The sequence below is a fragment of the Nocardia sp. NPDC003979 genome, from assembly GCF_053605015.1.
In genome coordinates this window covers 199,143-221,932 of record NZ_JBSGIJ010000007.1, presented here as the reverse complement: position 1 = coordinate 221,932, position 22,790 = coordinate 199,143, and the positions used below count along the sequence as shown (strand labels likewise).

At 67.6% G+C, this 22,790-nt stretch carries 19 protein-coding genes; 14 read left to right on the top strand and 5 right to left on the bottom strand.

Annotated elements, in window-relative coordinates:
• Positions 1-64: 64 nt before the first annotated feature.
• The gene (locus tag ACWEVR_RS17765; RefSeq protein ID WP_452467804.1) at positions 65-1,285 is read right to left on the bottom strand and encodes a PucR family transcriptional regulator; all 1,221 of its coding nucleotides are present in this window, start codon (positions 1,283-1,285) and stop codon (positions 65-67) included.
• 160 nt (positions 1,286-1,445) lie between these two features.
• On the opposite strand from ACWEVR_RS17765, the gene ACWEVR_RS17760 reads away from it, so the two are divergent.
• The 3 genes from ACWEVR_RS17760 (at position 1,446) to ACWEVR_RS17750 (ending at position 6,246) form a co-directional block, all read left to right on the top strand.
• Positions 1,446-2,882, top strand: a complete 1,437-nt coding sequence (locus tag ACWEVR_RS17760; protein WP_452467803.1) for a class I adenylate-forming enzyme family protein — start codon at positions 1,446-1,448, stop codon at positions 2,880-2,882.
• Between the two features lie 90 nt (positions 2,883-2,972).
• Positions 2,973-4,787 (top strand): DUF3556 domain-containing protein, encoded by a 1,815-nt coding sequence (locus ACWEVR_RS17755; RefSeq protein ID WP_452467802.1) that lies wholly within the window; start codon positions 2,973-2,975, stop codon positions 4,785-4,787.
• A gap of 31 nt (positions 4,788-4,818) precedes the next feature.
• Entirely contained in the window at positions 4,819-6,246 is a 1,428-nt protein-coding gene (locus ACWEVR_RS17750) for a phytoene desaturase family protein (RefSeq protein WP_452467801.1), read from the top strand.
• 24 nt (positions 6,247-6,270) lie between these two features.
• On the opposite strand, the gene ACWEVR_RS17745 is transcribed toward ACWEVR_RS17750, so the two are convergent.
• Entirely contained in the window at positions 6,271-7,506 is a 1,236-nt protein-coding gene (locus ACWEVR_RS17745; protein ID WP_452467799.1) for a PucR family transcriptional regulator, read from the bottom strand.
• A gap of 235 nt (positions 7,507-7,741) precedes the next feature.
• Between ACWEVR_RS17745 and ACWEVR_RS17740 the strand changes: the two genes are divergently transcribed.
• Positions 7,742-8,890, top strand: coding sequence for a PucR family transcriptional regulator (locus tag ACWEVR_RS17740; protein ID WP_452467798.1), 1,149 nt, complete (start codon positions 7,742-7,744; stop codon positions 8,888-8,890).
• Between the two features lie 74 nt (positions 8,891-8,964).
• On the opposite strand, the gene ACWEVR_RS17735 is transcribed toward ACWEVR_RS17740, so the two are convergent.
• A complete protein-coding gene (locus ACWEVR_RS17735) occupies positions 8,965-9,816 on the bottom strand; it encodes a helix-turn-helix transcriptional regulator (RefSeq protein WP_452467797.1) in 852 nt (283 codons plus the stop codon).
• A gap of 142 nt (positions 9,817-9,958) precedes the next feature.
• Here ACWEVR_RS17735 and ACWEVR_RS17730 point away from each other — a divergent pair, with 142 nt between their 5' ends.
• Complete coding sequence (locus tag ACWEVR_RS17730) at positions 9,959-10,897, top strand: SDR family oxidoreductase (protein WP_452467796.1); 939 nt, start codon at positions 9,959-9,961, stop codon at positions 10,895-10,897.
• A 519-nt stretch (positions 10,898-11,416) separates the two neighbouring features.
• On the opposite strand, the gene ACWEVR_RS17725 is transcribed toward ACWEVR_RS17730, so the two are convergent.
• Positions 11,417-12,211, bottom strand: a complete 795-nt coding sequence (locus ACWEVR_RS17725; RefSeq protein ID WP_452467795.1) for a GTP-binding protein — start codon at positions 12,209-12,211, stop codon at positions 11,417-11,419.
• Between the two features lie 74 nt (positions 12,212-12,285).
• Between ACWEVR_RS17725 and ACWEVR_RS17720 the strand changes: the two genes are divergently transcribed.
• From ACWEVR_RS17720 to ACWEVR_RS17690, 7 genes are all read left to right on the top strand, one after another.
• Positions 12,286-12,732, top strand: a complete 447-nt coding sequence (locus ACWEVR_RS17720; RefSeq protein ID WP_452467794.1) for a Zn-ribbon domain-containing OB-fold protein — start codon at positions 12,286-12,288, stop codon at positions 12,730-12,732.
• The gene (locus ACWEVR_RS17715; protein ID WP_452467793.1) at positions 12,725-13,927 is read left to right on the top strand and encodes a lipid-transfer protein; all 1,203 of its coding nucleotides are present in this window, start codon (positions 12,725-12,727) and stop codon (positions 13,925-13,927) included. The genes ACWEVR_RS17720 and ACWEVR_RS17715 overlap by 8 nt, the downstream gene beginning before the upstream one ends.
• Positions 13,928-14,088: 161 nt before the next feature.
• Positions 14,089-15,918, top strand: a complete 1,830-nt coding sequence (locus tag ACWEVR_RS17710; RefSeq protein WP_452467895.1) for a hypothetical protein — start codon at positions 14,089-14,091, stop codon at positions 15,916-15,918.
• Positions 15,919-15,926: 8 nt separating this feature from the next.
• Positions 15,927-16,109 carry a hypothetical protein gene (locus tag ACWEVR_RS17705; RefSeq protein WP_452467894.1) on the top strand — a complete coding sequence of 61 codons (183 nt, stop codon included), beginning with the start codon at positions 15,927-15,929 and terminating at the stop codon, positions 16,107-16,109.
• Positions 16,106-16,474: a hypothetical protein gene (locus ACWEVR_RS17700; RefSeq protein WP_452467792.1), complete on the top strand. Its 369-nt coding sequence runs from the start codon at positions 16,106-16,108 to the stop codon at positions 16,472-16,474. The genes ACWEVR_RS17705 and ACWEVR_RS17700 overlap by 4 nt, the downstream gene beginning before the upstream one ends.
• Positions 16,471-17,799, top strand: a complete 1,329-nt coding sequence (locus ACWEVR_RS17695) for a hypothetical protein (protein ID WP_452467791.1) — start codon at positions 16,471-16,473, stop codon at positions 17,797-17,799. Before ACWEVR_RS17700 ends, ACWEVR_RS17695 begins: the two co-directional genes overlap by 4 nt.
• 40 nt (positions 17,800-17,839) lie before the next feature.
• Positions 17,840-18,580, top strand: a complete 741-nt coding sequence (locus ACWEVR_RS17690) for a VWA domain-containing protein (RefSeq protein WP_452467790.1) — start codon at positions 17,840-17,842, stop codon at positions 18,578-18,580.
• Positions 18,581-18,664: 84 nt separating this feature from the next.
• On the opposite strand, the gene ACWEVR_RS17685 is transcribed toward ACWEVR_RS17690, so the two are convergent.
• Positions 18,665-19,312, bottom strand: a complete 648-nt coding sequence (locus ACWEVR_RS17685; RefSeq protein WP_452467789.1) for a TetR/AcrR family transcriptional regulator — start codon at positions 19,310-19,312, stop codon at positions 18,665-18,667.
• A gap of 202 nt (positions 19,313-19,514) precedes the next feature.
• Between ACWEVR_RS17685 and ACWEVR_RS17680 the strand changes: the two genes are divergently transcribed.
• Both ACWEVR_RS17680 and ACWEVR_RS17675 read left to right on the top strand, forming a co-directional pair.
• Entirely contained in the window at positions 19,515-20,924 is a 1,410-nt protein-coding gene (locus ACWEVR_RS17680; protein ID WP_452467788.1) for an NAD(P)/FAD-dependent oxidoreductase, read from the top strand.
• A complete protein-coding gene (locus ACWEVR_RS17675) occupies positions 20,914-22,689 on the top strand; it encodes a hydroxysqualene dehydroxylase (protein ID WP_452467787.1) in 1,776 nt (591 codons plus the stop codon). Before ACWEVR_RS17680 ends, ACWEVR_RS17675 begins: the two co-directional genes overlap by 11 nt.
• Positions 22,690-22,790: the final 101 nt, after the last annotated feature.

The window sequence follows — 22,790 nt, the reverse complement described above, 5'->3', positions numbered from 1 at the left end:
CAAATGGTGACGGCCGTTTCCGCCCCACATCGGGTATGTATGCGGACGCCGCCACCACGGCGGCTCAGGCCCTCGGTAACCCCAGCTGCGCACAGGCCAGCAGCGCCACCTCGATGTCGAGTCGGTGCTCGGCGAGCGGATGCCCGAGCACCTCCTCGGCTTTGCGCACCCGATAGTGCACGGTGTTCTTGTGGACGTGCAGACGCGCGGCGGCATCGGTGTAACTGCCTCGCGCGTCGAGGAATACGCGCACCGTCTCCCGGAGCCTGGCCGCCGTCTCGTCGGTGCCCATCAATCCACCGAGCACGCGCCCCGCCCAGGCCTGGACGCGCGACACGTCGTCGGCGAGCAGCCCGGTCAGCGCCACGTCGGCGTAGGCGAGTACGCCGCGCGATCGGGCGGCCACCGCCACCGAGCGAGCCCGCTGCGCGTCGTGGAAACTCTGCCGGAAACCCGCGAGCCCCGTCGCGGGATCCCCCACGGCCATCGACAGAATCGGTGTCGCGCGCAGCTCGCGGGCCAGCCGCGCGGTGTCCAGCACGGGCCTGCCGGTCGAAGCCAGCCACACCCAGCGGGTGTGCTCGTCGATCTCGACCGTCATGGGTGAACGGGCCGACACCGCGGCCAGCACCTGGATGCCGGCTCGCAACACAGGCCCCGGGTCGGCGGTTCCCGGCGGTGTCCACAGCAACACGAACTGGTGCCAGCCGCGCAGCGACGCCGACAGCATCTGCTCCGCGGAGGCCAGATCCAGCTCCTCGGCGTCGAGCACCGCGCGGACCTGGGCAGCGCGGGCGGCGTCGGTGCGCGCGTCCCAGCGGCGTCGCTCCGTGCCGTAGATATCGATCAGCCCCTCGATGACCTGGTCGATGTAGCTGTTGACGAGCTCGGCGATGCGCGCCGCGGCGGCCAGCGCCACTTCGGTGGGCGGCGCCAACTCGGTCAGCAGCCTGATCGTTTGCTGCACGAACATGTGCTCGCCGAGGCGATAGGCCCGCAGCAGCGCCTCCAGCGACAGATCGTGCTGGGCGAAACGGCGGGCGTACTCGGCGGCGGCGGGCGGCACGGTGATGTCGCCGAGCCCGATGCCGAGGGTGAGCATGTCGATGATGGCGGTGAGGTTCGACTCGGTACTGGCGACCATGAGTCCGCGGATCTCGTCATCGTGACGGAACTCCGGGATGGTGTCGGCGAACATCGTGGTCATCGCGGGGGTGAGCCGGTCCAGATCCGCCTTGATCCGGCCCGCCACCTCGCGGACGAGAGCGTCGTATTCGGGGGCCATGGGCGCCGACACTACCCCGCGTGCACCCGCCCACCAGGCTGTTTGTACCCGTGGCACAACGGGGACTCGCAACGCTGGTCTCCCGGCCCGTAGCCGCCGCCGAGACCGGTCCCTACGGTGATTGATGTAACTCAGATCACAATCAGCCTCGTGAGGAATCATGCGACAGATCGTCGAATTACCCACCACCCGAGCGGTTTCCGCGCCGGACGCGCCGTGCCTGGCCGACGACACCACCGCGCTGACGAACGCGCAGTTCCGGGAGCGGGTGCACGGCGCCGCCTCGGTGCTGCGTCAGGCGGGCGTGCGCGCGGGTGACGTGGTCGCGGTGGTGCTGCCCAACCGCGTCGACCTCGTGGTCGTGTTGTTCGCCGCCTGGCAGCTCGGTGCGGCGGTGACACCGGTGAACCCGGGGCTGACCGACGACGACATCAGCTTTCAGATCGCCGATTCGCGAGCACTGGTGGTCGTCGGTGACCCCGGCCGAGCGGGGACCACCCTCGACGTGGCCGAACTGGCGCATTCCGCAGGCCCGGTCGCGGCCGTGGCCCCTCGCGACGGTCTGGCGCTGATCATCTACACCAGTGGTACCACCGGCCGCCCCAAGGGTGTGCTGCTCGGCCACGACAACCTTGCCGCCATGTGCGCGATGGTCATCGGCGCGCTCGGCTTGGACGACACCGACCACAGTCTGCTGATCCTGCCCCTGTTCCACGTCAACGGGATCGTGGTCAGCGTGCTGTCGCCGCTGCTGGCCGGTGGACACACCACGATTGCCGGGAAGTTCTCCGCGACCGGCTTCTTCGACCTGGTCGAGCGGGTCCGCCCGACCTACTTCTCCGGCGTGCCCGCCATCTACGCCATGCTGGTTGCCCAGCCCGCCGAGCTGTGTCCCGACACCTCCTCGCTGCGGCTGGCGATCTGCGGCGCGGCACCCATACCCGCAGAACTCGTCGCCCGGTTCGAGGACCGCTTCGGTGTTCCGGTCGTGGAGGGCTACGGGCTGTCCGAGGGCACGTGCGCCTCGACACTGAATCCGGCGTCGGGACAACGCAAGCCGGGCACGGTCGGTCTGCCGCTGCCGGGTCAGATTGTGCAGGTCGTCGACCTCGACGGCATCGCGCAGCCCGCCGGGGAACGCGGTGAAGTGGTGATCAGCGGACCGAATGTCATGCGCGGCTACCTCGGCAAGCCCGAGGAGACGGCGAAGACGGTGATCGATGGCCGGCTGCACACCGGTGATATCGGCTATTTCGACCCCGACGGCTATCTGGTCCTCGTCGACCGGATCAAGGACATGATCATCCGTGGTGGGGAGAACCTCTACCCGAAGGAGATCGAGAACGCGCTCTACACCCATCCGTCCGTGCACGAGGCGGCGGTGGTCGGAGCGCCCGATCCGGTACTCGGGGAGGTGCCGGTCGCGCACGTGGTGACCACCGGCGCCGTGACCGCCGCCGAACTCACCGAGCACTGCCGCGCGCGCCTGGCCGCGTTCAAGGTGCCCGCGGCGATCGTGCTGACCACCGAACTGCCGCGCAATCCCGTCGGCAAGATCGACAAGAACCGGCTCCGCGCGGTCGCGACGACCGTCTGAAAGCACTCCACCGGAAGGTAATTCGGAATTCGAGACAATTCCGGTCGCGGTCGCGCGCGCCCGGAACACGACAAGAAAGGCATGAGAACAATGGGGTTCAAAACAGGTGATTTTCCCCCGGTGGATACGGAGACATTTCTCGATCTGCCACTGCGCGACCGTGTGCGCACCCTGGCCCTGCACTGGGTCGAATACGGCTTCGGCACACCGAAGATGATCCACACCGTCTATGTGCTGAAACTGCTGGTGCTCTACATGTTCGGCGGTGTCCTGGTGTCGACGCTGACCTCGGGAACCGGCCCGTTCTGGGACATCGGCGCCTGGTGGGATCAGCCGATCGTCTACCAGAAGCTGGTGGTGTGGACTGTCCTGCTCGAGGCGATCGGCGTGGCCGGGTCCTGGGGTCCGCTGGCGGGCAAATTCAAGCCGATGACCGGTGGCGTGCTGTTCTTCGCCCGGCCGGGGACCATTCGGCTACGACCGTGGCGGCGGGTGCCGTTCACCGCGGGCAACACCCGCACACCCCTGGATGTCGCGCTGTACCTCGGCTTCCTCGCGACCCTCGGGCTCGCGCTGCTGTCGCCGGGACGTACATCGCAGTCGCTGCTGGAACGCCTGCCCGACAACACTTCCGGGCTGATCAGCCCCGCGCTGCTCATCGTCGCGATCGCGCTGTACATCCTGTGCGGGCTGCGGGACAAGACGATCTTCCTGGCCGCGCGTGGTGAGCAATATCTGCCCGCGCTGGTGTTCTTCGCCCTGCTGCCGTTCACCGACATGATCATCGCCGCCAAGCTGCTGATCGTGATCGTGTGGGTCGGTGCCGGTGCGTCGAAGTTCGGCAAGCACTTCGCCAATGTCGTGCCGCCGATGGTGTCCAACAGCCCTTCCGTGCCGTTCCGATCGGTCAAGCGAGCCCACTACCGCGACTTCCCGCACGACATCCGCCCCTCCAGGCTTGCGGCGTTCATGGCGCACGTCGGCGGCACAACCGTCGAGGTGGTCACCCCGATCGTGCTGCTGTTCTCCACCAACCACTGGCTCACCCTGGCCGGCGTGGCGATGATGGTCGTGTTCCACCTGTTCATCACCTCCACCTTTCCGCTGGCGGTGCCGCTGGAATGGAACATCCTGTTCGCCTATCTGACGGTGTTCCTGTTCCTCGGCTACCCGAACGGCGAAGGATACGCGGTGTTCGACATGTCGTCGCCGTGGCTGACCCTGGCGATCGTCGTGGGGCTGGCGTTCTTCCCGATCGTCGGGAACCTGCGCCCGGACCTGGTGTCGTTCCTGCCGTCGATGCGTCAGTACGCGGGCAACTGGGCCTCGGCGCTGTGGGCCTTCGCGCCCGGAGCGGAGCAGAAGCTGAACACCATCGAGCACCGGCCCACGCTCAACCAGCTCGAACAGCTCCGGGCCATGGGTTACGAGCCTGCCGTCGCCGAGATCACGATGCAGCAGACCATCGGCTGGCGCTCCATGCACAGTCAGGGCCGCGGCCTGTTCTCCTTGCTGTACAAGCACATTCCCGATATCGACCGCTGGACCGTGCGCGAAGCCGAGTTCGCCTGCAACTCGCTGATCGGCTTCAACTTCGGCGACGGGCACCTGCACAATCTCGACCTGATCGAGGCGATCCAGCAACGGGTCGGGTTCGCGCCCGGAGAATGGATCGTGGTCTGGGTCGAATCGCAGCCCGTCCACAAACCCACCCAGGAGTACATGGTGATCGACGCTGCCGTCGGCGTGATCGAGCGGGGCACCTGGCTGGTCGCCGACGCGGTCGAGGCACTGCCCTGGCTGCCCGGTGGTCCCATCCCCCATCAGGTGACCTGGCGACGCGAAGACGTCGACACCCCGGTCGTGTCGCACCGACCGGACACCACCGTCCAGCCCGCCGAATAGCCCGGAAACCGCAGACAGACAGGACGAGTCGATGAAGACGGCGACCGTGGTCGGCAGCGGCCCCAACGGGCTGGCGGCGGCGATCACCCTGGCCCGGGCGGGCCTGGAAGTGACAGTGCTGGAAGCGGCCGACACCGTCGGCGGCGGCACCCGCTCCCACGAGGCGATCGTGCCCGGCCTGCTGCACGACCACTGCTCGGCCATCCATCCGATGGCCGTCGGCTCGCCCTTCCTGCGTACCATCGACGTGGAACGGTACGGATTGCGGTGGGCGCACGCCGAATTGGACTGCGTGCACCCCCTCGACGACGGCAGCGCGGGGGTGCTGCACCGCTCGGTCTCCGACACTGCCGTTGGGTTGGGCGCCGACGAGCAACTATGGCGGAGGCTGTTCGAGGGCCCGGTGGCCGGCTACGACCACACCAGCGCGGACATCATGCGGCCACTGCTACGCATCCCGCGGCATCCGATCCGGCTGGCCCGCTTCGGGATTCCCGCGACGCTGCCCGCCACGTTCCTGGCACGGGCCTTCCGCACCGAGCAGGGTCGGGCGCTGTTCGGCGGTATCGCCGCGCACGCCTTCCACCCGCTGCACCGGCCGCTGAGTGCCAGTATCGGTCTCGGGATCCTTACCGCGGGCCACCGATACGGGTGGGCGGTGGCGGTCGGGGGCTCTCAGCGCATCGCCGACGCCATGGTCGCGGTCCTCGGTGACCACGGCGGCAAGATCGAAACCGGTGTCCGGGTGTGCTCGACGGCGGACCTCCCGCCTTCGGATATCACGATCTGGGATCTCGCGCCGACCGCGGTCGCCGAGATCCTGGGCGACCGGCTGCCCGCCCGTGTCGCCCGCGCCTACCGCCGATTCCGTTATGGGCCGGGCGCTTTCAAAGTGGACTTCGCTGCCGAGGGCGGTATCCCGTGGACCGCGCCCGCCGCGCGACGGGCGGGCACGGTGCATCTGGGTGGCGACTTCGCCGAGATCGCCGTGGCCGAACGCGACATCCACGCGGGCCGGATGCCCCAGCGTCCCTTCGTCCTGGTCGGTCAGCAGTATCTGGCCGACCCCGGCCGCTCGGTCGGTGACATCCACCCCGTGTGGACCTACGCACACGTGCCCAACGGCTACACCGGTGACGCCACCGAGGCGATCATCGCCCAGCTCGAACGCTTCGCCCCCGGCTTCCGCGACCGGGTGATCGGCATGTCGGTCCACAGCACGACCGAATTCGCCGCGGGCAACCCGAATTTCGTCGGCGGCAACATCATGACCGGCGCCAAGGACATCCCGCAGCTGGTCTTCGGCCCGCGAAAGACCCTCCAGCCCTACGACATCGGCGTCCCGGGCCACTACCTGTGCTCGGCGGCGACGCCACCGGGCCCGGGCGCCCACGGCATGTGTGGCGCGAACGCCGCCCAGCGAGCGCTGCAGAACGCGCACTCCTCACGGTGGCGATGATCAGGGGCGTACGCGGGAAGTAGCTCAATACACCGCGCGTCGGACCGAGTCGAGTCGGTGCACGGTGAGGGCGGCCGCGAGCATGCGGGATTCCCGGGGGACGGTGGGGTCGAGGCCGGTGAGTTCGGCGATGCGGTGCAGTCGGTAGGTGAAGGTGTTGGGATGGACGTGGAGGCGGCGCGAGGCTGTTTTGCGGTCGGCACCGTAGTGCAGATGGGCTTCCAGCGCGTCGAGCAGGTGCGGGCTCGCCAACAACGGAATCACGCGTTGCGCCAATCTCGCTCGCGCGGGGCCCGGGCGCGTGAGCTGATACTCCAGCAGCAGATCGTCGAGCCGGTAGCAGCCACCCGGTCTGCCGCGCAGGCGCGCCAATTCGGTCAGTTCGATGGCGTCTTCGGCGGCGGCCGGAATATCCGCACGGCTGATGGCGGGGAGTTCGGCCAGATACACGGTGACACCGAATTGCTCCGACAGTCGTGCGGCGAGTCGGTCGAACCGCTGGGCTTCGAGGGTGCCGGTCTCGGAGCTGTCGCTCACCAACGCGATGCCACTCTTCCCGTCGAAAGTGGCGGGGGTGGTGGTACCGGTGATGTCGTCGAGTGCGTGCTGTAGCACCCGGATCCTGCGCCGGGCCACCAGATTCGCGGCGCTGCCGGACAGCGACGGTTCGTTCAGGTGTATCGCCAAGACGGTGTAGTGATCGGCGAGAACAGTATCCGCGCGTGCCGCGAGTTCCTCGGCGGGCAGGCCACGAACCAGTGCCGAACACAGTTCGCGACGCGCCTCCCGCTCGGCGTGATAGATCGACCGCTCGACCTCGGTATACGCCTCCACTACCGTCAGATTGATATCGCGGAGCAGATCCAGAAGCCTGCCGAATGCCACCAGGAACTGGTCCATCTCGTCCGGTTCGACCAACGCCGATGCCTCGGCGAGCAACGACTTCGCCGACGCGTGGATCGCGGCGATGAGCATTCGCAGCGGCAGCCGGTCCTCGGCGTGCCGTTCGGCGACGGGTCCGACGAATACCGCCACCTCGGCCTGACTGAAGTCACGGCCTGCGGCGAGGGCCTCCAAAACCGCACGGCCACAGGTCAGGATCGTCGGCAGCACCTCCGCGGTGAAGTGGTCGGCGGGTAGGTCGGCGGGCGTGGTCGCACCGAGACCTTCCGCGAGCATGCGCTCGGAGATCTGCGGCCATCGAGCGAGCATGCGGGCGGTCAGAGCGGGTCGCACGGAAACAGGCTTTTCGACGAGCATGCCCCGATTGTGTTCCGAAGACAGGCCGACGGTGGTAGGTCCGGTCGAATACACCCAAACCCTGGCGTCCGCACCAATTTCGTCGCCGCCATCTCGGCGCACGAGGCAACGAACGTCGCCGACTACAACGTGTTACCGCTCGTTATCGTCGCTCAGTGGAGTGACGGCGCAGTCGTGTGCACGTCAAACTTTCGTGACCCTACTCGCGGAGATGCGGCTTATACCAACGATGATCATGTTCGACACCAGTGCCATACCCCTCGCGCCACCCGCGCAGATCTCGCGGGCGACGCAGCGGATCGTCGACGGAGTTCTGCACGCGATTCGCCCGCACAGTGCGCACGGCGATGTCCTGCGTGACGAAATACACGCCGTTGTCAGGCAGTGCCTCGAATTGGTGAGCGGTGCGCGCGAACACGATGTACCCGCGGCACTCCGCCCCGCTGCCGCACGGTGGGCGACCACCGGTGTTCCCATCGAAACCGTCCACCGGCTCGTGCGGACAGGATTCCGCGTTCACCTCGACGACCACATCTCGAATCCGCCGTACCGAAAGAACCTCGGCGATGTCGCCAAGATCATGGAGGCAATGCAGACGGTCGACGCGACGATCTACCGGGTCTATCTCGAGGTCGATCGGTTCGTCTCCGATCACCACGGTCGGCAGTCAGTCGCCCGTGCCCTGCTGAGCGGGCGAAACGCATCCGCGGTCGCCCGTGAACACGGAGTACCGCTCACCGAGCGGTACATCGTCTTGTCGGTGGCCGCCCACTCGTCCGGGCATGGAGCCCTTTCCCCCGGCAATTTCGTCGAGATGCTGGAAAATACTCTCGCACAACCCGTTTCCGCACTACACAGCACGCTCGGTGGCACCGTCTTGATTCACGGCACGCCGGATACCGAGACAATTCGGCACATGCTCACGCGGACATCGCTGATCGTGAGCGCGATCGAGGCAGCGCGTGACGACATTCCGGCGGCCACCGAAATCGGCCACGAATTGCTCGACGTCGTGCGCAGACTCCGCAAACGACCGGGCCTCTACCACTTCGACGATCTCGCGGTCGAATATCAGCTGACTCGCCCCGGCCCCGGCCGCGATCGCCTCGAAGCCGCGCTCGATGCGGTTGCGCTGGATCCCGAGCTGGTGGCTACGCTGCGGGTCCATCTGAACAACGGACTGCATCGTCGGCTCACCGCACGCGAGATGCACATCCACGAGAACACCGTCGACTATCGGCTTCGCCGGATCTACCGACTCGCCGGACTCGACCCTCGCAGCCCGGAGCTCATCACGAGACTGAGAGCAGCCCTGACCGTGCGCGAGTACATGCAGGCCGCACGTTCCCACCGCGCGGACGAAGCTGACGGACCAGGCTCCTGATCTGCACCGAGGGGTGCCCCGGCGTGGTGGTTCCATCGCCGCCGAAGATCTGGTTCGGAGGAGCTATCTCGGATTCAGCGCGCCTCGAGAGGCGTGGTCGCACCTATGACGGACAGCAGCTGAAGTTTCTCGTAGCTTTCGCTTCCTGGTACCGCTGTGTAGACGAGCAATAGATTCGATTGGTCTGGGTCCAGAAGGATTTGACAGTTCAGTTCCAGTGGTCCGACGGTCGGGTGTAGGTATCGCTTGACCGCTCGTGGTTTGATGCCGACCTCGTGGTGTTTCCACAGGGTGCGGAACTGCTCGCTTTCGGTGGTGAGCAACTCCGCGAGGTGGGCAGCTTTGGACGTCGGCCCGCGAAGGGCGAGCACTCCCCGAAGACCCGAGGCATACATTCTCGACAAGAACTCGTGGTCCTCGGCAGGATATAGGGCACGGGCCGTTGGATCGGTGAACCATCTGTATCCGATGCTGCGCGACGGTCCGGTGTATCGAGTCAGGTCGCCTACGAGCGCGACACCGAGCGGGGTCTGGCGCAACGTTTCACCGAGTTCGGTGACGATCTCGGCCGGAGTGTCGTCGGTCAGTCTGTCGAAGATCCGCATCATGCCCGGACTGATGAACTCGCTGTCGCCGTCTCGGCTCGGCGGCTGGTGCCCGGCTAGGCGGAAGAGATGGTCGCGCTCGTCCCGCGACAAGTGCAGGCCCTGCGCGATGGATGCGATCATCTGCTCGGAAGGCTGCGGGCCGCTTGCTCTTTCGAGACGCGCGAAATAGTCCGGGGACATGTGGCACAGCGTCGCGACCTCTTCACGCCGCAACCCACGAGTTCGACGACGACTGCCACGCGGGAGACCGACATCTTCGGGCTGCAATGCCTGCCGTCGGCCAAGGAGGAACTCCGCGAGTCCCGCTCGATCGATCATCTGTACATCCTCCCCCTTCTCCACCCGGACGCGGTCTCTCAGCCACTGATCGTCGAGTCCTGGATAAGTTCCCCAGCGAGCGGAAGGCTCGTCCTGAGGTACCGAAACGGTGCATAACGCAGGTCGACATCAGGAGTAGCCCATGGTGCGCGAAAACTACGACATCGCGATCCCCGACCTTTCCGGTATACGAGCGGTCGTGACGGGAGGAAGCGATGGCATCGGACTCGGTATCGCGACGATGCTCGCCGGCGCGGGCGCCGAAGTCGTCCTGCCCGTCCGCAATCGCCGCAAAGGCGAAGCGGCCATTGCGAAGATCCGCGAGCAGCACCCTGAGGCGATACTTGTTCTGCGCGATCTGGACCTGTCTTCGCTGGCGTCGATCGCGGCGCTCGGCGAGCAGTTGCGTGCCGACGGTTCACCGATCCATCTCCTGGTGAACAACGCGGGCGTCATGACCCCGCCCGAGCGGCAGGCCACCACCGATGGATTCGAGCTGCAGTTCGGCACCAACCACCTCGGCCATTTCGCATTCACCGGCCACCTCCTGCCACTCCTACGCGCCGGTCACGCGCGGGTGACCACGCAATCGAGCGTCGCGGCCCGCAATGCCGAGATCAACTGGGCAGACCTGAACTGGGAACGGAAATACGACGGAATGCGGTCCTACCGACAATCCAAGCTTGCTTCTGGGCTGTTCGGGCTCGAACTCAGTCGCCTCAGCCGCGCGAAAGGTTGGGGAATCACCAGCAATATCTCTCATCCCGGTGTCGCACCGACAAGCCTGCTCGCAGCACGTCCGGAAATCGGACGGACCGGCGACACCATGCAGGTACGGATCATCCGTTGGCTTTCGGCGCACGGAATCCTCGCGGGAACCGTGGACAGCGCGAAACTTCCCGCGCTCATGGCCGCGGTCACTCCTGAGTCCAGAGACGGTGGTTTCTACGGTCCACAATGGCCGGGCCGAGTCGGCGGCCCGCCCGGAGCGCAGAAGCTGTGGAAACCACTGCGGGACGCTGACAGCGCCTCGCGACTGTGGAAGATCTCGGAGGATCTGACCGGTGTTACGTACGGGTGAGCGGTTTGCGAGAATTGCCCCGTCTGCGTCATACACTGCTGGAATACCGCATCTCCGCAAGCGTGTCCCCCACTAGCTATGGAGGGTTTTCATGCGTGCTGTTTCCGTTCTCGCGACAATGCTCGGGTCCACCGCCCTATCGCTCGCGCTCGTGGTCACCCCAGCCGAAGCAGAATCCACCGCAGGTACCGACGCGCTGGTGTCCTTCGAATTCGGCCCGGGCAATACCCGCACCGAGTGCCACAGCGGCCGGTTCCCTTGTGAACCGACAGAATTCAAATGCGACAACGACCGGTGCGTTCAGAAACAATGGCTGTGCGACGGTGACGACGACTGCGGTGACGGGAGCGACGAACGCAACTGCCAGTAGCGCCCGAGTTCGCGGACAGTCCGGGAACCGCCGGTTCACCTCGGCGCGAGCTCGGCGGGAGGCGTATGTCGGCCGGAAAACGATCCGGCGTGGCCTGCGCACTGCGCGAAGCGAGTGCTCGACGGCCTCCGACGTCGCGGCCACGCTGTTCAGTAGTCGAGGACGTGTTCGGGCTGGCAGACGTACATGGGTGACGGCAGGTAGCGGACGACGGCGTCCAGGAGTGCGGCGATGTCGTCGCTGGCGCAGGGTGCGTCGCACAGGATGGGAACGACGTCGCCGCGCCGGGTGCTCCGCCGGATGCGGTTGTGCAGGTTTGAGACAGTGAGGAAGTCCGACATCGCGGGGTCCGATTCGGTGAGCGTCTCGACGAGCGCGCGGCACCAGCGCCCGGCTGACTCCCGATGGTGTCCGACAGTCCCGAGCACCGCAGAGGAGACCAGATCGATGACACCGTCGAAGCCGCCTCCAGCGCCGACCGGGACCTGTAGTGCCAACGGCGCTGCCCCGCGAGTGTCGGCGATCGTCCGAACACCGCGGTCGAAGTCGGCGGTGGGTTCGTCGAGCTCGGTTACCAGGCAGAGCCGGGCGACCTGATGGTCGTCGGCGACTCGCAACATGGTTTCCAGCCGTGGAGTGCTGTGTGCGGCGGCGCTCACGACCACGACGAGCCCGTCGGCGACACGGATGGAGCGTTCCAGGTCGGCGATGAGCGCCTCGTTCGACGGCGCGGTGATGCGAATCGTGTGCTCGCCACCGTCCGTCGACCAGCGGACGGTGTTCTCCGTGTCGCCGAAGCACCGGCGCAGGCGGTGGGTCAGCCGGGCTGCTCCGACGGGATCGCCGACGATCGTGACGTTGCGGATCGACTGCGGGTCAATAGCTTTGGTGCCCATCGCGTTGCGGTACTCCAGATCGACGTCGTCGCATCCTCGACGCGCCAACCGTACCTCCGCCCGAGCGGCGCCGGATCGGAATTCCGCCCCAAAATAGAACGTGTTCCTATACCGTCGGCCACGTGCAGAAAGAACAACGCCCCGCCGTGGCTGACTGGTTCACTGCGGACGACGGCCAGGTACGCCTCAAAGGCACCCGCTGCAACGACTGCGGCACGCCGTACTTCCCGAAGAACACGCTCGCCTGCCGCAATCCGCAGTGCACAGGTACCCACGACGGCTCCGAGCTCGTCGAGTACCTGTTCTCCACGCGCGGGCGGATCTGGTCGTACGCCGACGCTCGGTACAAGCCGCCCGCGCCCTACGTCTCGGCCGATCCGTTCGTGCCCTACGTCGTCGCGGCGGTGGAGCTCGAGGTCGAGCAGATGGTGATTCTCGGGCAGGTCGAGCGGGGTCTCACCGTGGACGACCTGGCCGTCGGCATGCCGGTCGAATTGACCGTCGGCACGCTGTACGAGGACGACGACGCCGAGCACACGGTGTGGATGTGGAGGCCGGTCAATGACTGACACCAACGATCGCGACATCGCCGTTCTCGGCGCGGGCATGCACCCGTGGGGCAAGTGGGGCCGCAATTTCGTCGAATACGGCCTGGTGGCGGCGCGTGCCGCGCTGGCCGATGCCGGGTTGGACCACCGCGACGTCGGCTACATCGCAGGCGCCGACACCATCCGCAACGGTTACCCCGGCTTCGTCTCGGGCGCGACGTTCGCGCAGGCGCTCGGTTGGTCGGGTGCGCGGATCTCGAGCAGCTACGCCGCGTGCGCCTCGGGCGCCCAGGCCATCGCCAACGCGCGTGCGCAGATCCTGGCCGGACTGTGCGAGGTCGCGCTGGTAATCGGCGCGGACACCACCCCGAAGGGGTTCTTCCAGCCGGTCAGCGGTGAACGCCGCGACGACCCGGACTGGTTGCGCTTCCATCTGCTCGGTGCAACCAACCCCATCTATTTCGCCCTGTACGCCCGCCGCCGGATGGCGCTGCACGGTGCCACCCTCGACGACTTCGCCGCCGTCAAGGCGAAGAACTCCAGGCACGGCTCGAACAACCCGAACGCCCGCTACCGCAAGGAGGTCTCGGTCGAGGAGATCTCCGCCTCGGCGATCGTCTCGGACCCACTGCGGTTGCTCGACATCTGCGCGACCAGCGACGGCGGCGCCGCCCTGGTGCTCACATCGATGGACTACGCCCGCCGCCACGGCATCACCGATCCGGTCCGGATCTCCGCACTGTCGACGGTCACACCGACATTCCCCAAGACCGTGCTCGATCTGCCGGACTTCTCGACGGACTCGGCCGTGGCCGTCGAGCCGCCCTCGCGCACCTTCCGGTCGGCCATCGCGCACGCCGCCTACGAGGAGGCCGGTATCGGTCCCGAAGACCTGTCCCTCGCGGAGGTCTACGACCTGTCCACCGCGCTGGAACTGGACTGGTACGAGGACATCGGGCTCTGCGAGACCGGCGAAGCGGAGACCCTGCTGCGTAGCGGCGCAACGACATTGGGCGGTCGGGTACCGGTGAATCCCAGTGGGGGCCTGGCCTGCTTCGGCGAAGCCATCCCCGCTCAGGCCATCGCCCAGATCTGCGAACTCACCTGGCAACTGCGCGGTCGGGCCGAGGGCCGCCAGGTGGACAACGCCCGTGCGGGCATCGCCGTGAACCAGGGCCTCTTCGGCCACGGATCGGCGATCATCGCGACGCGCTGACCCACGGCGTCGTTCCCCGCGCGCAGGATCGGATCCGCGACCTGCGCGCGTGGGGTATCGGCGCCGCGCGGATTTCGGGATACTGTTCGTTACCCCATCGACCGGGCGCTTCGACACATCGGAGGACTGCCGTGTCCACAGCGATATCCGCTCCGTCGACGATGCCGATCGCGCAGGGCACCGAAGGCGGTGGCGCCGCCCTCGATCAGGTCGCGCTCATGACCGGTGCGGCCGCGGTGATCGGCGCGGTGCTGCTGTGGGTGGCCTACCTGCACCGGACCCGGCGCATCACCTGGCTGCAACGGCTGGCCGACTTCAGCGGTCGCATCATGAACCGGCCCGGCTGGGTGGCGCTCCCGATCGCGATGTTCCTCGCGACCATCCTGACGGCGTTTCTCGGCTTCATCTGGGATGTGAGCCTGCACGTCGGCAAGGGCCGCGACGCCGGACCGCTGGCGAACCCGGCGCACTACTTCATCCTGGTCGGCCTGTTCTTCCTCTTCATGGCGGGCATGCTTGCTGTCATCCTGCCGCTCGACGAGAAGCCGGGCCGGGCCGCGGTGAAGATCACCCGTGACTGGTACGCCCCCGTGGGCGGCATCCTGATCGCCGGTGCCGGTTTGTACGCGCTGATCGGTTTCCCGCTCGACGACATCTGGCATCGGCTGTTCGGCCAGGACGTCACGCTCTGGGGGCCGACCCACCTGATGCTCATCGGTGGTGCGGGTCTGTCGCTGATCGGCGTGCTGCTGCTCGAACTCGAAGGCCGATACAACCGGCCCGACCCCGCGCGCGTCGACGGCCGGGTGTTGTGGGCGGTTCAGGCGTTCGCTTTCGGCGGCCTGGTGATCGGGCTGTCGGTGTTCGGCGTCGAATTCGACTTCGGTGTGCAGCAGTTCCGGCTGGTGCTGCAACCGATGCTGATCGTCTTCGCCGCGACGATCGCCCTGATCTCGGCGCGCCTCACGCTCGGCCCGCTCAGCACGTTGCTGCTCGTGGCCTTCGCCTTCGGCGTGCGCTGGGTCGTGGCGGTCCTGGTCGGCACCGGATTCGAGGCGCCGCGCAATGTGTTTCCGCTCTACCTCGGTGCCGCGGTCGTGGTGGAACTGCTGGCTCTCCTGCCGTTGATCCGCCGACCGCTCTGGTGGGGCGCGCTGGCCGGGCTCGGGGTGGCGACGGTTGGCATCTGGCTGGAATCGCTGTGGATCGAGCGGATGTTCGTCAATCCCTGGGTCACCGGGATGTGGCCCGAACTGCTGGCGATGGCGGTGCCGGTCGGTGTGGCCGGCGGTGTGATCGGCGCGATGCTCGGCACCGTCTTGCGTGGCGAGCCACTTCCCAGGCCCGCGGTGCGGCGCGGATTGGTGGTCGGCGCAGTGGTGATCGCTGCCGCGGCGACCACGAACGGGTTGATCATCCGCGTGCCGGAGAACGCGTCGGCGACGGTCGTGCTCACCGACGCCGAGCCCGTGCGGGGCGGGCGAATGGTCACCGCCGACATCCGGCTGGCCCCCACCGATCTGGTCGGCGCCGATCCGGAATGGGTGGAGATCCTGGCCTGGCAGGGCGGTACCGGCGACGACAGTCCCGGCCACGGCCTGGTCGTGGACAAACTGCGTCGCGTCGCCGACGACCACTTCGTCTCCACCTGCCCGGTGCCCGTGCACGGCACCTGGAAAACAGTGCTGCGCCTGCAGGACGGGCGCATGCAATCCGCGCTGCCCCTCTTCATGCCGCTCGATCCCGGCATCGGCGCCGCGGAGGTGGCCGCGCCCGCGAGCTTCACACGGCCGTTCGTCGAGGAGATCTCGGTGCTGCAGCGCGAGCGGTCCTTCGACCATCCGTCCTGGTTGATCGGCCTTGCCGGCCTGGTGGTGCTGGCGTGCAGCCTGGCCTTGATCGCGGCGATGGCGTGGGGCGCGGCTCGTGTCAACGACCGCTACCTGGCGGCGGGCAGCACACCGGATCAGAAGGCAACGGTCGACGCGTGATTCGCGAGGTGAACGTCGACATTCTCGCCGATCACTCCCTTCTGCTGGCGATTCCGGCCTTCCTGCCCGCAGTCGCGTTGGTCGGGCTGGTGTTGTTCATCGCGATGCGCGATCGGCGCGCGGAGAAGCACGAAAACGAGGGCGCCGAAACCGAATCCGCGCGGACCGACCGCAGTGAGGAGAATCCGTGAGCACTCGTCGACTCCGGCTCGGTCTTGTGACGGTCTGCGCGGGTGCACTGCTGATGAGCTGCTCGTCAGGCGAGCCGACCGTCGAGCCGGTGGCGACAGCACGCACCATCGACATCCGGATAGCCGACGGTGGAGTGTCTCCGGTCAATACGCGCACCGAAGCCGAGGTGGGGCAACGCATCGTGTTGCGGGTCGACAGTGATGCCACCGACGAACTGCACGTCCACTCCGCTCCCGCGCACACTTTTCCCGTCGTCGCGGCCGTTGGCCAGGAGTTCGATTTCACCGTGGCGGTTCCGGGCCAGGTGGACATCGAACTCCACCGGCTCGGACGGACGGTGACGACGCTGCTGGTCCGGCGGTGAGCCTCCTCGCCCACGGCCTCAACGGCGCCGCGGACCTGCCGATTCCGCTCAGCTACGCCTTGGTCGGTGCGGCGTGGGCGCTGACCTTCTCGTTCGCGCTGCTGTTCGTGGCCTGGCGTCAGCCGCGACTCGACCCGCAGTCACCGGGATTGCCGCTGCCCACGCCGGTGCGCCGGCTGATCGACGCGCCCGTGGCTCGCGGCGTAGCTTCCACGGTCGGCGTTGCGTGCACCGCGTGCGTGCTCGTCATCGCGGTGTTCGGTTCCTCCGATCCGGCCCGGAATCCGGTGCCCGGAGTGCTGTATATCGGGGTCTGGGTCGGGGTGATGGTGGCGTCGCTGCTGATCGGACCGGTCTGGAAGGTCATCTCCCCGGTCAGAGCGATCCACCGATTCGGGTGTCGACTGCTGCGGCGCACGCCGGAACACGGAATTCTCCGTTATCGCGAGGAATGGGGCCACCTTCCCGCCGCTGTCGGCCTGTTCTCGTTCGTGTGGCTGGAATTGGCTTGGCGCACACCGGGTTCAGTGACCTCTGTACTGACCTGGCTGATCGGCTATCTGGTCGTCACCTCGATCGGCCTCGTCCTGTTCGGCACCGTGTGGGCTGAGCGAGCCGACCCGCTCGAGGTGTACAGCACGCTGCTGGCGCACCTGAGTCCGTTCGGCCGCGACCACGCGGGACAACCGGTACTGCGGATGCCGCTGAACAATCTCGCGGGGACCCCCGGGCTCGCCGGATCGGTCGCGGTCGCCGCGACATTGCTCGGATCCACCGCCTTCGACAGCTTCTCCACGTTCCCGTGGTGGCGCGAACTGGTCGACGACCTGGCTCCGGTCGTCGACGCGACGCTGGTACGCACGGCCGGCCTACTGGTCTTCATCGGGGTCGTGGGCGGACTGTTCTCCCTCGCCGCGCGCGCCACCGGCGGTGTCTCCCCCGCCGATCGCGCACTGCTCCCCCGACGACTGGCGCTCAGCCTCACTCCCATCGTCGCGGGCTACCTGATCGCCCACTACCTCACGTTTCTCGTCGAGAAGGGGCAGGCGACGGTGCTGCTGTTCGCGGACCCGCTCGACCGCGGCTGGAACCTCGCGGGCCTGGCCGATCGAGATGTGGCCTACGTGCTGTCGAACCATCCGGGTGTGCTCGCCACCTGCAAGGTGCTCGCGGTGCTGACCGGCCATGTCCTCGGCGTCGCCGCCGCACACGACCGCTGTCTGGTCCTGCTCCCGCCTCGTCACCGGTTGACCGGTCAGCTGGCCTTGATGCTGACCATGGTCGCCTTCACCTTCACCGGGTTGTACCTGCTGTTCGGGGGATAGTAATCGTTTGGACTACGACGTCCGCTGGTAGCTTGGCCCTGTGCGCCAAGGGCATTCGAAGCTGTCGGTAGCGGCCTGCCTGTTGGCCGCGGTAGTCGGTCTCACTTCCGCCTGCGCGAACACGATCTCCGGACACGCACAACCGAAACTCGGGCTCGCGGTCTGCGACGCGGTGGTGATGTTCGTGCTCGACACCTCGCTGTCGATGGAGGCCGGCGATGTGGCGCCTACCCGGCTCGCCGTCGCGACGACCGCGGCGAAGGAGTACGCGGATCGGCTGCCGCCGCGCACGCAACTCGGCCTGATCACTTTCGCCGGCACCGCATCGGTGCAGGTGAGCGCATCAACCGACCGCACCCTCTTCAAACGCGCGATCGATGCCGTTCAGCTGGCCGAACGCACCGCCACCGGCGAAGCGATCTTCACCGCGCTCGCCGCGCTCGGTGCGCTGCAGGCGGTCGCGTCGCTCCAAGGCCCGCGCCGGATCGTCCTGCTCTCCGACGGCAAACAGACCGTGCCCGCCGATCTCGACGATTCCCGCGGTGCCTTCACCGCCGCCCGCGAAGCGAGGCGGCAGTACGCCGGGATCTCGGCTGTTTCGCTCGGAACCAGCGGTGGAACGATCGAGGTTCCCGAGGCGAACGGCCGCAGCCTGGTCCCGGTGCCCACCGATCCGGACTCGCTGCGCGAGATCGGCAGACTGTCCGGCGGCGATTTCCATTCCGTGACAACACTCGCCGAACTGAACGCGGTGCTGACCGGTCTGACCTGCGCCCCCTGACCACGTGCCCAGCGAGAAGTGGTGACCATGCTCAGCCGACATTCGGACCCGAGGAATGTGACACGCAGGCTTTCGTCGGCGGGGTCAGGCGGTCGTCTGTGCGTCGCCGTAGACGACGAGCCAGATGGCGCGGCCGAGTGATGCGGCCAGCTCCTCGTCGGTGATGCCGGTTTCCGAGGCGAAAGCGACAGTTAGTGTCCGTTCGACCATCGAGGTGAGAACCAGGGCGGTCGACTGCGGGTCGAGTCGGGGCGCTACGCGGCCTGCCGCGCGCTCGGTGTCGAGGCGGGTACACACCAGTTCGGCGAAGCCGGCAACCCTCGTCCGCCAGTAGCGCGCCACCGCGCGGTCGTAGGCCGACACCTCGCTCAGGGCGAGCAACAGGTAGCGGTGTGCACGGAAGCCGCTGATCATCGCGGCGATCGCCGTGACGACACCGGCCTGCTCGTCGGTGTGCTCTGCGCGCCACCACGTTTCGGCGGCCGCGAAGAGATCGGCGGTGGCCAGTTCGGCCATCCGGACCAGCAGGCTGCTCTTGTCCGGAAAGTAGCGGTAGAAGGTCGACCGGGCCGCGCCGGTCGCGGCCGCGATCCGCTGCACGGCGAGCTCGGTGTACGGCGTGCCGTCGGCGAGCAGGTCCTCCACCGCGCGCAGTACCCGGCGCTCGAACTCCACCCGCCGGTCGTCGGAGGATTTGCGGGCCGATCGCGGGACGCGCGTCAGCGAGGGCATCGGCGCCCTGGATCCCGCTCGGCGCCGCGCTCGTGTGCTGGGGGCATGCCCTCATTGTGCCTGCCGCGCCGCGTGTGTCGCTCCCGGGAGCGGTACACCGTCGGCAAAGATGTTGTGGCCGTGCGGTATTGACTCGGGGTGTGACGCAGCTCATCATTTTATCGGACATACTGTCCGAGACTCGATGACCGAGGCGGCTCACATGACCCCTTCCCCCGTCCCCAGCATCGAGTCCGCCGATGTCGTCGTGGTCGGTGCGCGCTGCGCCGGCTCCGCGACAGCGCTCACCTTGGCCGCGGCCGGTCGACGAGTGATCGTCCTGGATTCCGCTCCCCTGCCCTCGGATACGTTGTCCACGCATCTGCTCTGGCCCGCGGGCATGGCCGAACTCCAGCGACTGGGCGTCCTTCCCGAGGTGGCCGCGCTCGGCGCGCCCCAGCTGACCCACGCCTACGCCGAAGGCGCGGGATTCGGTATCGGGTCGGCGTTCCAGCCGGTCGACGGCATCGACTACGCGATGTGCGTGCGGCGGACCGGACTCGACGGAGCGCTCGTGCGGGCGGTGATCGCGGCGGGCGCCGACGTGCGGCCGAGATGCCGGGTGGAATCAGTGATCTTCGACGGAAACCGCTGTGCCGGTGTGCGATACAGCGACAGCGCCGGCGCCGTCACCGAGATCAGGGCGGCGCTGGTAGTCGGTGCGGACGGGCGGCGCAGCACCGTCGCCCGCGCGGTCGGGGCGGAGGAGCCGTTCCTGACGGTACCCAGCGGCCGTGACTGCTATTTCGCCTATTGGCGTGACTCACCCGATGCCGCACGCCACATCGCGGCGCAGTGGCGCGTCGGGGCGGATCTGGGCACCGCGTTCCCCTGTGACGACGGCCTCGTACTGAGCCTGGTGCAACCGCCACGCGCCGAGGGCAGGCTCGGCCCGGGCGTGGCCGAACACCGCTATTCCTCGGCGGTTCAACGGATTCCGGGGCTGCTCGACCGGCTACGCGGTTGCGAACGAGTCGGGTGGGTCCGATCGGCCGTCGGCATCGCCTCGTACTTCCGCCGTTCCGCGGGCCCCGGCTGGGCGCTGCCCGGCGACGCGGGTCATTTCAAGGATCCCGTCACCGCGCAGGGGATCCGTGACGCACTGCACTACGGTCGGCGGCTGGCCGAAGCCGTCACCGACGTCCTCGACGACCCGGCCGATCTGGATGCGGCACTGGCACAGTGGGAGCGCACGCGCGTGATCGAGTGCCGCGACATCTTCCACTGGACCAACCGGCTCGCCCGCGGCGAGGCCATGCGGCCCTTGGAGATCGAGCTCTACCGCAGCGCCGAGGTGGATAGCGAGCTGGCCGAGATCACCACCGGCATCTTCTCGCGCACACGCAAACCCGCCGATCTCTACACCCCGGCTCGCGCGTTGCGGCTCGGCTGGGACGCGCTGCGCCATCAACGCGATCAGGTGCCCGCCGTCCTCGCCGACATGGCGCGCGAGATCCGCGACGCGGTCGCCGAACGACAGCTGACGCGAACCACCTTGCGCGGCACTCCCCCTCGGGTGTCGACGCCCACCCTGCTCACCTCTGCGACACCCGGAGCTCAGCATGTCCGATAGCCCGTTCACCTGCACCCGCCGCACAGCCCTGCTAGCCGGGCTGGCCGTCGGTGCCGCGCTGGCCGTCCCGGCACCCACGGTGGGCGCCGCCCCCGGCCCACGCTCGCCGCTGCTCCGAACGACGGGCAGAACCGTCGCGATCTTCGGTGGCGGGATGGCGGGCCTGAGCGCGGCGCACGAACTGGCCGAACGCGGCTACGACGTGACCGTCTACGAACCCGCTCATCTGGGCGGCAAAGCCCGCAGCCTCGGCGTTCCCGGCACGGCCGGCCCGGGCAGGCAGGATCTGCCCGGCGAGCACGGCTTCCGCTTCTTTCCCGGCTGTTACCGCAATGTCCCCGACACGATGAGCCGAATCCCGTTCCCGGGCAACGCGAACGGCGTGCTCGACAACCTCGTGCGGGTCGAGGGCACGGTCGCCGGTTTCGAGAACACCGCGCCGATCTTCCTTCCTGTCGAACCGGGCGGCCTCACCCAGCTGACCCCGCAGGTGATCCAGAACAGCATCATCGGTTCGCTGCGGTTCATTCCCGAGCTGCCCGCCCACGAACTGGCCTTCTTCGCCAAACAGATGGCCATGTGGTTCACCTCGAGCACGGAACGTCGCTTCGGGCAGTGGGAGTACGTCACCTGGGAACAGATCATGCGGGCCGAGGGCAAGTCGGCCGCCTATCGCAAGTACCTGGTCAGCGCGCTGACCCGGATCACCGTGGCCGCCAAACCGCAGACCAGTTCGGCGCGCACGATCGGCACCATCGGCGAGGCACTCGTTTTGGCAGGCACTGGGCTCGTTCCAGAGTTCTCCGGCGGGGTGGACCGGATCCTCAACCGGCCGACCAACGCCGCGTGGATCGATCCGTGGGTGGCGTATCTGCGTTCCCTCGGAGTCCGGTTCGTCCTGGGCCGGGCCGTGACCTCGTTGCGGCTGGCCGGCGGCCGGATCGAGTCGGCCACGGTGACCGGTGGCGGGGGCACGACCACGGTGACTGCGGATCACTACATTTGCGCCGTTCCCGTCGACCGGGTCGTCGACCTGCTGAGCCCGGCGATCCTCGACGCCGACCCACGTTTGGCGGGGATGCGCGAGCTGGTCACGGACTGGATGGTCGGCATCCAGTACTTCCTGCGCCGCCCCACCGACATCCCCGAGGGCCACATCGCCGCACTCGGGTCACCGTGGGCGATCACCGCGCTGCGCCAGGCACCGATGTGGGTGGGAGATTTCGCCGCGACCTACGGCGACGGGTCCGTCGTGGAATGCCTGTCGGTCGACATCTCCGACTGGGACACCCCTGGGATCCTCTACGGGCGCACCGCCAAGGAGTGCGGTGCCGAGGAGATCGCGGCGGAGGTGTGGGCGCAGCTCACGACCTGGCTCAACACCGGCACCGGCTGGTTGCGCGACGAGGACATCCACTCCTGGCACCTCGATCCCGGCATCACCTGGTCCGGGAACGGCATTCACAACGAGACGCCGCTCTTGGTCAATACGGTCGGGTCCTACGACAACCGGCCCGACGCGCACTGCGCGATTCCGAACCTCTACTTCGGCGGCGACCACATCCGCAGCCATATCGACCTGGCGACGATGGAGGGGGCCAACGAATCCGGGCGCGCCGCGGCCAATGCGGTCCTCGACTCGGCCGACGATCCGGGCAGCCGGGCGACCCGCTTCCCGCTGGTCGACCTGCCCGTCTTCGCCGGTGCCAAAGCCGTCGACGCCGACCGCTTCCGAGCCGGACTGCCGCACCTGCTCGACAGCTGATTCGGTCAGCGCGCCCGCACCATCGGCACGTGGCAGGCCGGCTCCGTGAAACACTGTCCGGTGACCGCGGACCGAACGGTAGACCGCCCGCGATGCCGAGA

Coding starts and splice junctions, on each gene's coding strand:
- ACWEVR_RS17685 (WP_452467789.1), bottom strand. CDS start 19,312: ATGCCCTCGCTGACGCGCGTCCCGCGATCGGCCCGCAAATCCTCCGAC.
- ACWEVR_RS17760 (WP_452467803.1), top strand. CDS start 1,446: ATGCGACAGATCGTCGAATTACCCACCACCCGAGCGGTTTCCGCGCCG.
- ACWEVR_RS17710 (WP_452467895.1), top strand. CDS start 14,089: ATGCCGATCGCGCAGGGCACCGAAGGCGGTGGCGCCGCCCTCGATCAG.
- ACWEVR_RS17715 (WP_452467793.1), top strand. CDS start 12,725: ATGACTGACACCAACGATCGCGACATCGCCGTTCTCGGCGCGGGCATG.
- ACWEVR_RS17675 (WP_452467787.1), top strand. CDS start 20,914: ATGTCCGATAGCCCGTTCACCTGCACCCGCCGCACAGCCCTGCTAGCC.
- ACWEVR_RS17745 (WP_452467799.1), bottom strand. CDS start 7,506: ATGCTCGTCGAAAAGCCTGTTTCCGTGCGACCCGCTCTGACCGCCCGC.
- ACWEVR_RS17750 (WP_452467801.1), top strand. CDS start 4,819: ATGAAGACGGCGACCGTGGTCGGCAGCGGCCCCAACGGGCTGGCGGCG.
- ACWEVR_RS17755 (WP_452467802.1), top strand. CDS start 2,973: ATGGGGTTCAAAACAGGTGATTTTCCCCCGGTGGATACGGAGACATTT.
- ACWEVR_RS17680 (WP_452467788.1), top strand. CDS start 19,515: ATGACCCCTTCCCCCGTCCCCAGCATCGAGTCCGCCGATGTCGTCGTG.
- ACWEVR_RS17765 (WP_452467804.1), bottom strand. CDS start 1,285: ATGGCCCCCGAATACGACGCTCTCGTCCGCGAGGTGGCGGGCCGGATC.
- ACWEVR_RS17740 (WP_452467798.1), top strand. CDS start 7,742: ATGTTCGACACCAGTGCCATACCCCTCGCGCCACCCGCGCAGATCTCG.
- ACWEVR_RS17735 (WP_452467797.1), bottom strand. CDS start 9,816: ATGATCGATCGAGCGGGACTCGCGGAGTTCCTCCTTGGCCGACGGCAG.
- ACWEVR_RS17730 (WP_452467796.1), top strand. CDS start 9,959: ATGGTGCGCGAAAACTACGACATCGCGATCCCCGACCTTTCCGGTATA.